The following is an 11,579-nucleotide window of genomic DNA, read 5'->3' as shown; positions in this document are numbered from 1 at the left end:
GTCCGTGCTCGCGATCGCCGCGGTGCCGGGGGTCGTGCTCGGCCGGCTCGGCGAGCAGTCGACCGCGTCACCGGCGGCGTGGGCCGCCGGGGGTGCCGCCATCCGGACGTTGCACGACGCGCCCGCGCCACCCTGGCCCGGCCAGAGCGGCCGGGGCCTCGACGAGTTGGCGGCGGAACTCGACGCCGAGTGCGAGTCGCTCGTGACCAACGGCGTCCTGCCCGCCGACCTGGTCACCCGCAACCGCCAGGTCGCCGAGGCCGCGCTCCGGCCGTGGACTCCGGCGTTCACCCACGGGGACCTGCAGATCGCGCACGTCTTCGTCGACGGCGACGAGGTCACCGGCATCATCGACTGGTCCGAGGCGGGCCAGGGCGATGCCCTGTACGACCTCGCCACCTTCACGCTCGGACACGAGGAGCACCTCGACGACGTCATCGCCGGCTACGGCGCGGATGTCGACCTCGACGTGATCCGTGCGTGGTGGTCGTTGCGAAGCCTGCTGGTGGTTCGCTGGCTGGCCGAGCACGGCTTCGACCCGTTCGCGCCGGGCTGTGAGGTCGACGTACTGAGATCCCGGATGTGAGGACGCATCGCCTGTGCGGTGCGCTGTCGTCGCCGGCAGATGACAGGGCGCAGTCGAGGATGACTAACGCGTGGTGGATGTCGTCGCGATCGGAGCCATGACCGCGGCGAGCAGGGTGCCGTGCGCATGGCGGCCTTCTCACGGGACCTCGCCGAGCGCTGTCGGCAGCACGCCGGCGCCGTACTGCCGTACTGCCGAGTGTCACCACCCGCAACACCGCGCGCGACCCGGACGTCATCCGTGCCGCGCTCGGTGAGCGGCGCATCTCCTACCTGGGCTACTCGTACGGCAGTTGCCTGGGCGAGGTGTACACCACGATGTTCCCCGGCCGCACCGACCGGGTCGTCCTGAACGGTGTCATCGACCCGGACCGGTACGGTCCCCGGCTGCTGCGAGGCAGCGAGAGGGCCAACCGCCACGCCCTGAAGACCGCGTCCAGGCTGCCGCCGCCTACGGGGACTTCTCCCACTACGGGAGCGCCCAGACCGCGATCCTGTGCGGAGACGCCGCCGCCCCGAGGAATCCGGAGGTCCACTGGCGCGACGTCCAGCGGGCCCGTGTGCGCGACGGGCTGTTCGGCCCCATCACGCACAACCTCAACCCCTGCGCCTTCTGGGACCGGCCTCACGAACGCCCGACCACCGGCCGGGACGACTTGCCTGCTCTGCTCGTCAACGCCACAGGAGACCCACGTACCACCTACGACAACACCACGGCAGTGCGCCGGACATGGCCCTCCTCCCACGCTCACGAAACCTTCCTCAGCTTCCTCAACGCCCTTGCGCATTCCAGTCCCTGACTACCCGTCAGGGTCGCTCACATATCCTTCACAAGCCCCCGCGCAACCTTTGCGAGTTGTGACAGGGATCACGAATGGGGCGTGGAAGCTGCCACGGTATGTGTGATTTCTGCACTCGACCTGGGGGTCACTTCATGTTGTCATCATGGCGAAGCGGATGACGACCACCGGGACGGGGGACTCTCGCCGCGGGAGGCAAGGGGACTGCTTCCCGAGGGAGTTGGGGGGAATACCCGGCAGAGCGATGTCCATATCGCATTCCTGTGCGCCCGAATTCGAGCCCGGTGATCACTCCGGCCGTCAGTGACCAAATCAGTGACGAAATTGGGGGATGCAATGAAGGAATGCAGCAGAACGTCCGTGAGACCGCGGCGCAAGCGTCTTGCGCGGCGCGCTCTGGGCGCGGGCGCGGTCGGCGTCCTGGCGTGGATCACGGCGACCACCGGCTTCTCCGGCGGGGCGTCGCAGCAAGCGGGCCCCACCGCACTGGTCGCCGAGGATGCCCCCGGCTACACGGTGGAGGATTTCAGCTACCCGCAGGCCGACAAGATCCTCGCGGAGAAGAACATCGTCCTCAAGCGCGGGGACGGGCACATCACCCTGGCTGACTGTGTGGGTGGTACCGGCCTGCTGGAGATCATGGCCCGGGACAGGGCGGACAAGATCTGCTTCAAGGTGGTGGGCAACTCCGGCTGGCTGACCCTGGAGATCCCCGCGGTCTTCGCGATCAGGGGCAACGACTACTCGACCACGGTCGACATGACCGTAGGCAGCGAGCAGAAGTCGTTCGACATCGCCGAGAACTCCTGGACCGCAGTGGGGGAGGCCGCGGACCCGGAGGGCCGCGAGCACATGCTCGTCGAGATCAGGTCCTCCAAGTAACCGCGGGTCCACACCGACACGTTCACCGCTGCGCGGTCCGGTGCCCACAGGACCCGCGGCCCTCGCGCTAGGAATCCACCTTCATGCACTTCTCCAGACGCTCCCGTCTCACCGCGTCGGCCGCCGCCCTGCTCGCGGCCCCCGTCATGCTGAGCGCCGCCACCGCCACGGCACTCAACGGAGCCGAGGCCCCGGCACAGCTGAACTACGTCGCGAAGATCAACGTCGGGGAGGAGAGCGCCTGCACCGGCACGCTCGTCGCCCCGCAGTGGGTGCTGACAGCGGCCACCTGCTTCGCCGCGGACGGCAAGCCGCCCGCGGGCAAGCCCGCCGTCGCCACCACCGTCACCGTCGGCCGCACCGACCTGACCCAGACAAGCGGCAGCGTCCTGCCGGCCATCCAGCTCGTCCCGCACGCCGACCGGGACCTGGTGCTCGTCAAACTCGCCGCCAGGATCACCGACCCGGGCATCACACCCGTCCGGTTGGCGACCACGCCCGCGTCCCCGGGTGAGGAGCTGGTGAAGGCCGGGTTCGGACGCACCAAGACCGAATGGGTGCCCGACAAACTCCACACCGGCACGTTCACCGTCGGCTCCACCACCGGCACGACAGTCGACCTCGACGGCTCCGACACCGCGACTGTCTGCAAGGGTGACGCCGGTGGTCCCGCCCTGCGCACCGTGGACGGCGCCACGGAACTCGTCGCCATCAACTCCCGTTCCTGGCAAGGTGGATGTCTCGGCACCGATCCCGCCGAAACCCGCACCGGTGCCGTCGACACCCGTGTCGACGACATCGGCGACTGGGTCGCCCACGCCATCTCCCGCAACCCGGACGACCTCACCGGTGACGGCAAGGCGGACCTCGCGGCCATCAAGGACGACGGCATTCTGTGGATCTACCCCGGCACCGGAAACGCGAGCGGCAGCACGTTCGGCACTCGCTTCCAAGCGGGCACCAGCTGGCAGAGCCAGAACTCCGTCACTGCAGGAGACCTCAACAACGACGGAATCGGCGATCTCCTGTCCCGTCAGGCGTCCGATGGGACGCTGTGGGTCTACCCGGGCACCGGAAAGCCCGGTATGGAGGCCTTCGCCACTCGTTATCAGGTGGGCAGGAGCTGGCAGACCCAGGACGTGTTCCGGACCGGGGACTTCAACAGTGACGGGCTCGCCGATGTGTTGTCGCGTCAGGCGTCCGATGGCACGCTGTGGGTCTACCCGGGCACCGGAAAGCCCGGCATCGAAACCCTCGGCACCCGCTACCAGGTCGGCACCGGCTGGAAGAGCCAGGACTTCATCACCACGGGCGACCTCAACAACGACGGCCGCACCGATGTGTTGTCGCGTCAGGCGTCGGACGGCACGCTGTGGGTGTATCCCGGCACGGGAAAGTCCGGTATGGAGGCCTTCGCCACTCGTTATCAGGTGGGCAGGAGCTGGCAGACCCAGGACGTGTTCCGGACCGGGGACTTCAACAGTGACGGCCGCACCGATGTGTTGTCGCGTCAGGCGTCGGACGGCACGCTGTGGGTCTACCCGGGCACCGGAAAGCCCGGCATCGAAACCCTCGGCACCCGCTACCAGGCCGGCACCGGCTGGGGCCCCTATCGCATCATCTGAGCGTCAGGAATGATCTCCGGTTCTTCCCCGCACCCCTCCCGAGAGTGCGGGGAAAACCCCTGAATCATCGGGAGCACCGGGTGTGGTCAGGACCATCTCCCCGCGTCCGTTGCGGACAGCGGATATGGGTTCGCGTCGGCGTGTGCTCGTTCCACTCCGTACCGATGCAGGCGGTGGCCTTGGTCTCGATCAGCTCTGCACCCTCCCTCGGCAAAGGGCACGATCCACGGCACCCACCGCCTGAGTCGGGGGGCCTGGTCCGCGACTGGGCCGTAAGGGTGCCCGGAGCCTCACCGGTAGGCGTCCGTGAGCGAGGGGCAGGCGGTCTGCCGCAGCTCGATACGGTTGCCCTCCGGATCGGTGACCCAGCCGAACCGGCCGACACCGTCCATGTCCTGGGTCTCCCCGGCGACGTCAGCCCCCTTGGCGCGCGACCGGGCGAGCATCGCCTCCAGGTCGCGCACCCGGAAGTTGAGCATGGTGCGCTGCGCGCGGGACCGAAGCATTCGGTCTCCGACTCGAACGTCCCCAGCACCGTCGGCCCGGCCTCCTGCCGCCACAGGCCGTTCTCCGCGGCGTCCAGGACCAGGCAGTCGCGGTACCAGGCGCCCAGGTCCCCCGGGTCGGTGGCCCGCCAGGAAGTGACCGTCGATTCCAAGCACATGTTCATCCCGCCGGCAGGACGCTCGGGCGGCCGGTCGGACGCCACCGGCTGTTCGGCCCGCGGGCTCGGGGCGGCCGTACCTCTGAATGTTCCGCCACCGGGTTCGCGCTGGAGCCCGCAACCTCGATGCTGGGGGCGTCTTCGACGGTGCCGTCCTGGCCCTGCCGTCGGCCGTGCAGAAGGGGCGGGCCGCTTTCGCTGCCCATCGGGCGCCCGCTGGTTCCGTCCACCCTCTGGTCCCGTCGGAACCGCCGGCCTCAGGAGGTCCGGTCGAGTCTGGAGGGCGCCCCCGCCGCCTGGCTCCCCTCGTCGCCCAGGGTCAGTGTGTTCGCGCCGGTCTTCGTCAGCGTGTAGACGTTCCCCCGTACGCACAGCACACCGGACGACGGATCCGTGGCCGTGCTGGTGGCCGCCTCGAAGACCATGGTCGTGCCGTGTGCCTCGGACAGCCGCAGGGTCTCGGTGCAGCCGATGTCCCGGCCGGTGTCGTCCGTGATGCGGCTGACCTGTCTGCCCACGATGTCACCCTCGGCCGCGGCATGCAGGGTTACCGTCACGGACACCCCGGTCGTACGGGAGTTGACCACACCGTCCCCAGCGTCGCTGCCGGGCCCGGTGCCCTTCCACGTGCCCACCCAGGACGCGGGCAGGGTGCCTGTCGCAGTGGAGAGGGACGGGGACGGGGACGGGGACGGATGCTGCGTATCCTCGGTGCCGCCTGTTCCACTCGCGCCGTTCTTGTCGTCGCCGGAGCCGTTCGGCAGCACGAGCGCGACCACGGCGGCCAGAGCCGCCACCGCGCCGACGACCAGGACGGCCGTTCTTGCACGGCCCGCCTGCGCAGGGGCGGCGCCGGACGGCGGGCTCGCCATCGGCGGAGCGGGATGGGTCGCGTACGGCGACGGAGGGACGGGCGGTCCGAAAGCGCCCGGTGCGCGGGTGGACGGGCTCCCGGCCACGGGGAATCCGGGTGCCGGCCCGAATCCGGCGTCCTGCGTGGGGAGTTCGCGCACCGGGACCGCCGGGTTCGAGCGCTTCAGCAACGCCCCCAGTTCGGCCTCCCGGGCGGCGATGTCCTCGGCGAGGCCTGCCGGCAGCGCCCCGGCCCACGTGCCCGACCCGGCGCCGATCCGCTCCAACAGCTCGTCCGCCGTGGGCCGAAGCTCCGGTGACTTGTGCAGACAGTCCGCCAACAGCGGTACGAGCGACGGGGGTACGGCGTCGAGCACCGGCTCCTCGTGCACGATCCGGTAGAGCAACTGGGCCGCCGACGGTGCCTCACCGGGCCGTAGGAAGGGACCTTGCCCGGTGGCGGCGTGGACCAGCACCGCGCCCAGCGAGAAGATGTCGCCGGGCCCGGTCGAGATGCCGCCGGACGCCTGCTCCGGTGCCATGAAGCCGGGGGAGCCGATCACCCCGCCGGTCCTGGTGTGCCGGGTGTCGTCGACGGCCCGGGCGATGCCGAAGTCGATGAGCAGCGGGTGGCGCCGGGCCAGCAGTACGTTGGACGGCTTCACGTCACGGTGGGCCAGACCCGCCCGGTGCACGGCCCGCAGTCCCTCGGCGAGTTCGGCCGCAAGCCCCCGGACAGCCGGTTCGGGCAGCGGCCCGTGGAGTTGCACCCACTCGGCGAGGGACGGCGCGGCCACGTACTCCGTGGCCAGCCACTGCGGCCTGTGCCCCGCGGGGCTGTAGTCGACGACCGCCGCCGTCCACGACGAGCGCACCTGGTCACTGCTGGCGATCTCGCGGGCGAAGCGCTCCTCGAAACCGGCGTCGGCGCCCAGTTCGGCGCGCACGGTCTTCAGCGCCAACGGCCGCCCCGACGCCGTACGCGAGAGATACACCTGTCCCATGCCGCCGGCCCCGAGCCGGGCCAGCAGGGGGTAGCCGCCGATGGCAGGCGGATCCTGGGGATCCAGGCTCTTCATGGGGTTCTCCGGGCGGTACTCGGGGAGGCGGTGCGGCGGGCACCGCGCGCGGGGCGCACCGGCCATCGCCGTGGATCGGCGCGAGCTTATCCTGCACCCCGATGTGGTCATCTTCGTTTACGAAGTGAGGGTCGGGTGGCGACGATCGGGAGTCGGCGGGACGCGGTCACCGTCGATGCCTTCGAGTCGTGACTCGCGCTCATGCGGTTCTTCCCGGCCTTCATGGCCGCTGGATTCCCGGGAACCGGTCTGTCGGTCTCCGGGGTGCTGCCCGTGCGGCCCCTCCTGTCCGTGTCCGCCCTCGCGGCCCACGCCACCGCGCTGCCGCGTCCCCTGCTCAGGCGCCGGTTTCTCATGTGCTTCGACGCGCAGGGCGTGGCCCTCGTACGTTCCCGGCGAGTCGTGGCAGATCCGGATCAGCCGCGCCGCCACCGCCGGACCGAGGTGGCAGCGCGGCCACGTGAGACGAGCCCTGAACGGAGCGGCCCGCCGGCTGCGGGAACAGCCGTCACCGTCGAAGGGCTTGACCGTGGTGAGGGGCATCGTTAACTTTCGTCAGGTCCGCCACTTGAACACTGTTCACGATACCGAACATCATTGGTGTCCTGCCGAACCGCTGAGCGGTGACCGGGGCGACACGCAGCGGCACCTCCCGTCGAAACAGCGAGCGCGTAGTCGTCCCTGCGCATGGGAGCGCTCCCATGGGCCTGGGCGGAAGACCGGCAGCCAGGAGGAGGAGACATGACACAACGTCAGAACGAGTCCGAGAGCGGAGACCGCAGATCGCCGAGCCGCAGGACGGTCCTGGCGACGATGGGAGCCCTGCCCGTGCTCACCGCGCCGGCGTCGGTGGCCAGAGCCTCTGAGGCCGCGCCCGTGACGGCTGCCGCCACGGCCGTCATCGACCCGTCGGCCATCAGGCAGACGATCCGCGGCTTCGGCGGCATGAGCCACGCGGCCTGGATCGGAGACCTCACAGCGGCCCAGCGGGACGCGGCGTTCGGAACCGCGGACGGACAGTTGGGATTCTCTGTGCTGAGGATCCCCGTGCCCGAGGACCAGGCGAACTGGAACCGTGACCTCGCGACAGCCAAACGCGCGGCCGAACTCGGCGCGGCCGTCATCGCATCACCGTGGAATCCGCCCGCCTCCATGGTCGAGACCTTCGTCCACGGCAGCCAGACGAACGCGCGACGTCTCAGGTACGACATGTACGGCGCCTACGCCCAGCACCTCAACGACTTCACCACGTACATGCGCAACAACGGGGTGAACCTGTACGGCATATCGGTGCAGAACGAGCCCGACTACGCGCAGGACTGGACCTGGTGGACCCCCGCCGAAATGGTCCGGTTCCTGCGGGAGAACGCCGGCTCGATCGGCACCAGGGTGATCGCGCCGGAGTCCTTCCAGTATCTGAAGAACATGTCGGACCCGATCCTCAACGACCCGGTGGCGCTCGCCAATGTGGACATCATCGGGGCTCACCTCTACGGCACGCCGTTCGCGAACTTCCCGTACCCCCTCTTCAAACAGAAGGGCGCGGGCAAGGAGCTGTGGATGACGGAGGTGTACTACCCCAACAGCTCGGATTCGGCGGATCTGTGGCCGCAGGCGCTCGATGTGGGGGAGCACATCCATCGGGCCATGGTGGACGCCGAGTTCCAGGCGTACATCTGGTGGTACATCAGGCGCAGCTACGGCCCGATGCGCGAGGACGGCAAGATCAGTAAGCGTGGTGCGGCCATGGCGCACTTCGCCAGGTTCGTCCGGCCGGGATACGTGCGGATCGGGGCGACGGCGAATCCGGCGACGAACGTCTACGTCTCTGCGTACCGGGGCGGTGGCTCCACGGTCGTGGTCGTCGTCAACAAGGCGGCCGCCGCCGTGAGTCAGCAGTTCACCCTGGCGAACGGTGCCGGGTCCAGCGTCGCGTCGTGGCTGACCGACGCGACCAGGACCGTCGCGTCCCAGGGCACGACCGGCGTGTCGAACGGCTCCTTCACGGTCACGTTGCCCGCCCGCAGCGCGACGACGTTCGTGATCCGCTGACCGTACGGCACGGCGGAAGCGCGCGGGGCGGTCCTTTGGGCGGTCCTCGGGTCCCTGCTCTCGATGCCCCTGTCGCGCCGCGCCGCGCCGCTCGCGAGTGCGGCTTCCGCGTTGCCGCACGTCACCACCCAGCCCAACTGAGCGGTGCCCGCGGTCAGTCGACACCGCGGCCACCGCGTGGTGAGGGTGACTGTGAGGCCATGAGGGGACGCGCTTCGCGATTGTCGCCTCCTGGATGTGCGGAGCTCCACCATGGGGGGCTGCACGTGATGGTGCGCAGTCGTCGGGAGGTGGCGGCTTCGTCGCCCAAGGTCGCGGTCACCGCGGCGTGGCCGCCCTCGTCCGGCAGGTCCTGTTCGGCGAAGTCCCAGGCGTTGAGGGCACGGACACCGCGGCCGCGAAGCTCTCCCGGAGCACAGCCATGTCGGGACCAGGCCGGCAGCGCGGCGGTGCCGGTCGCCTCCCGGGCTGGCGCGCGGGTGGCGTGCTGTGTGCGGGCGGCGGAGTGTGGGTGAGGTGGAGGGGGACAGGTCGTCCACCCTGGAGAGCAGGGACGTGTGGAGTTCGGCGATCCGTTCCGGGGACCGCGGTTGGAGGACCGGCCTGCCGCCGCAGCCCCCTGCCTGGGGCAGGGCCGGTATGGCCTGTGTGACGCCCTCCAAGGTGGCTTTTTGCTTGAACTTCGCTCTGTGCTGGCGTCGTTGGAGGGCGACCGACTCGCGGCGGGTGATCTCGTCCTGGCGGAGGACCTGGAGGAAGGTGGGGGGAACGGCTGCCGCGGTCGTCACGTCCGCGTCGTCGACGGGCGCCACGGCCAGCGACCTCGACGTGCCCGGGGAAACGCTTGAAGAGCGGCCCGAGGATACCGGCACGGTGGATGTGGCGCGGGCCGCGGTGGCGCGGGTGCCCTGTGGTGGCCGTGCCCGGGTGCTCAGGGTGCGTCCGGGTAGTTCCTTGTCCTGGACGCGGGAACCGCGCGCGGGCCAGGCGGTGAAGTCGACGGGCGAGGTGTTGTCCCACGGCCCGGTCGGGGGCGGGTGAGGTCGGTGGCTCGTGGTACGGGATCGGTGACGCCGGAGGGGAGGACGGGCCGCGACGGCTCGTCCGGCGACGTCCTCGCCGGCACCGCCCCCGCGGCCAGAAGCGTCCAGAGCCGCGACGGTTCCCGAGCGCGTCCTTCGGCGACGCCGCAGCAGGTCGGTGGGGCTGGTCTGGAGAGTGCAGGCGTTGAACTCGTGAAGTGCCGACGGCCCGGGTCGTGCCTGCGCCGCGACAGCGCGGGCGTCCCGAAGGGCGGCGGCGGTGTCGTCCACTCCGGCCTCGACGTGCACGTCGGCGGTGGCGTCGTCGGGCATGCCGTGCAGCCGAGCATGAAGGCGGCCCGGGCGGGCGCGGACAGTCCCGGCAGTGCCTGCGCGAGGCACAGTTCACGCTGCCCGGACGGGGGAACGGCCGCAGTCCCAGCACGAGCGGCAGGCGAGGGACCGGGGCATGCAGGCGGGGCCAGCCGGGCCGACCACACGGTCGGTCGGCGACCGTGGGCCAGGGCATCCCGCACGACGGTGATGAGGTACGACCGTTCCAGAGCGGCCCGCTCCGGGTTCTCCTGGCGTGGCGGAGGAACGGCCGGTGTGACGCGTGCCGGGCGAGCGGTGCGCAGGGCCCGTTGGACCACGGACGGGGTGCGCGAGGAGGACGCGGCGGGGGAGACCCGCTGCCGCTCTGGCTGTGGTCCTCGGCCACCGGCCTGAGCGGCGAGAACGTCGACGTGCGCTGGCAGGCGTTCCTGCGGCGCTTCGACCTGGAACACACCTTTCGGCTGATGAAGCAGACCCGGGGGTGGACCCGCCCGAAGCACCCCCGAGGCCGGGGATCGCTGGACGTCGCTCGTGATCGCCGCCCATACTCAGCTCCGGCTCACCCGCGAAGCGGTGGCGGATCTCCGCCGCCCCTGGGAGAGGCCGGCCGAGCCCGCCCGGCTCACCCCGGCCCGTGTCCGCCGGGGGTTTCGGAACCTCCGCCCGCACCTGCACTGTCCGGCCCGTGCACCGAAACCCTCAACTCCCGGGCCAGGAAGGCCACTTGGCTCCCCAAATCACCGCCCCGCAACCCGCTATGACGTCGGGAAAACGACCAGGCGACCCGAGAGCATCATCGAGCGCGACAGCCTCAGAGGTTAAAAGACAAGCTGAGACTTCAGCCTGTGGTCGCTGGAGCCTCAATGGTCACCACGGGGGAGCAGGCACGCTGATAGGCAGCGTCCTCGGAGCACACCCGTAGGTGTACGGGATTGGTCCCGGTTAACTGCGTGGTGTACCAGTTGCCGGTGATGAGTGGCGCCAGCGCGTCGTAAAAGCACGGCGCGTCGGGGGCGGATCCCCAGCAGATGCGGTAGCCCACAGTTTCCGTGTCCGTGGCGGCCTTGGGGTCCCAGCTGATGTTGAGCTTAAGGGCGACCGGATCGATGAAGCCCGTGACTCCGGTGGGGGCGGGTGGCGGAGTGTAGTCCTTGGAGACGACGGCCAGCGGTGCGGAGGCGGTCCGGTTGCCGGAGGTGTCCACGGCGACGACCACGTAGTAGTACGTCGCTCCGGTGGCCGGCGTAGTCGTTGAAAGTCAGCGCGTTCAAGGGCACCGCGGTACTGCGCAGGTGCGCAGAGTCGAGCGCCACGGGCGTCGTGTCCGACCGGTACACCAGGTACCCCGCGAGGTCCGCCGCGGCCACGGCAGGCCAGGTGAGGGTGACCGTCCGTTGTGCGACCGCGGCCCGCACGCTCGGGGCGGGCGGCGGTGTGGTGTCCAGTGTGGCGGCAGCCGCCTGGCCCCCGCCGGCCGCGACACTGCCGCCGGTCACCAGAAGTAGTCCGAATAACGAGTTGGTGCGTGATAGCGGGTGAGGCGTGTTTGGCCTGGTGTTGAGCTTGATCCGTTGTCGGCGGTGGCCGAGCCGACCACCCGCCGTGAGGCGATGTCGATGACCGTGGCCAGATAGAGCCAGCCCTCGTCGGTCGGGACGTAGGTGATGTCGCCGCACCAGCGG

Annotated in this window: 6 protein-coding genes and 4 pseudogenes; 6 read left to right on the top strand and 4 right to left on the bottom strand. The window is 70.2% G+C overall.

Going from position 1 to position 11,579, the window contains the following annotated elements; all coding sequences use genetic code 11:
- The 4 genes and pseudogenes from ACI2L1_RS44390 to ACI2L1_RS44375 form a co-directional block, all read left to right on the top strand.
- On the top strand, positions 1-586 hold a 586-nt coding region (locus ACI2L1_RS44390), incomplete at its 5' end, for a phosphotransferase family protein (protein WP_404745179.1).
- 90 nt (positions 587-676) lie between these two features.
- Positions 677-1,328, top strand: a pseudogene (locus ACI2L1_RS44385) (alpha/beta hydrolase); the annotation flags it as partial.
- Between the two features lie 393 nt (positions 1,329-1,721).
- Positions 1,722-2,267, top strand: a complete 546-nt coding sequence (locus ACI2L1_RS44380; protein ID WP_404745178.1) for a hypothetical protein — start codon at positions 1,722-1,724, stop codon at positions 2,265-2,267.
- An 83-nt stretch (positions 2,268-2,350) separates the two neighbouring features.
- Positions 2,351-3,892: an FG-GAP-like repeat-containing protein gene (locus ACI2L1_RS44375; RefSeq protein ID WP_404745177.1), complete on the top strand. Its 1,542-nt coding sequence runs from the start codon at positions 2,351-2,353 to the stop codon at positions 3,890-3,892.
- Positions 3,893-4,182: 290 nt separating this feature from the next.
- On the opposite strand, the pseudogene ACI2L1_RS44370 reads toward ACI2L1_RS44375, so the two are convergent.
- Positions 4,183-4,554: pseudogene (locus tag ACI2L1_RS44370) on the bottom strand (VOC family protein).
- Between the two features lie 259 nt (positions 4,555-4,813).
- Positions 4,814-6,487: a serine/threonine-protein kinase gene (locus tag ACI2L1_RS44365; RefSeq protein WP_404745176.1), complete on the bottom strand. Its 1,674-nt coding sequence runs from the start codon at positions 6,485-6,487 to the stop codon at positions 4,814-4,816.
- A gap of 741 nt (positions 6,488-7,228) precedes the next feature.
- Here ACI2L1_RS44365 and ACI2L1_RS44360 point away from each other — a divergent pair.
- Both ACI2L1_RS44360 and ACI2L1_RS44355 read left to right on the top strand, forming a co-directional pair.
- Complete coding sequence (locus ACI2L1_RS44360; RefSeq protein ID WP_404745175.1) at positions 7,229-8,539, top strand: glycoside hydrolase family 30 beta sandwich domain-containing protein; 1,311 nt, start codon at positions 7,229-7,231, stop codon at positions 8,537-8,539.
- A gap of 1,699 nt (positions 8,540-10,238) precedes the next feature.
- A pseudogene (locus ACI2L1_RS44355) lies at positions 10,239-10,719 on the top strand (transposase); the annotation flags it as partial.
- Between the two features lie 16 nt (positions 10,720-10,735).
- Here ACI2L1_RS44355 and ACI2L1_RS44350 read toward each other — a convergent pair.
- Complete coding sequence (locus tag ACI2L1_RS44350; RefSeq protein ID WP_404745174.1) at positions 10,736-11,113, bottom strand: hypothetical protein; 378 nt, start codon at positions 11,111-11,113, stop codon at positions 10,736-10,738.
- Between the two features lie 366 nt (positions 11,114-11,479).
- A pseudogene (locus tag ACI2L1_RS44345) lies at positions 11,480-11,579 on the bottom strand (DDE-type integrase/transposase/recombinase); the annotation flags it as partial.

It is taken from the genome of Streptomyces sp. NPDC019531 (assembly GCF_044903305.1).
In the GTDB taxonomy this organism is placed as follows: domain Bacteria; phylum Actinomycetota; class Actinomycetes; order Streptomycetales; family Streptomycetaceae; genus Streptomyces.
Note: the sequence above shows the minus strand (reverse complement) of the source record. Positions and strands in the feature narration are given on the sequence as shown.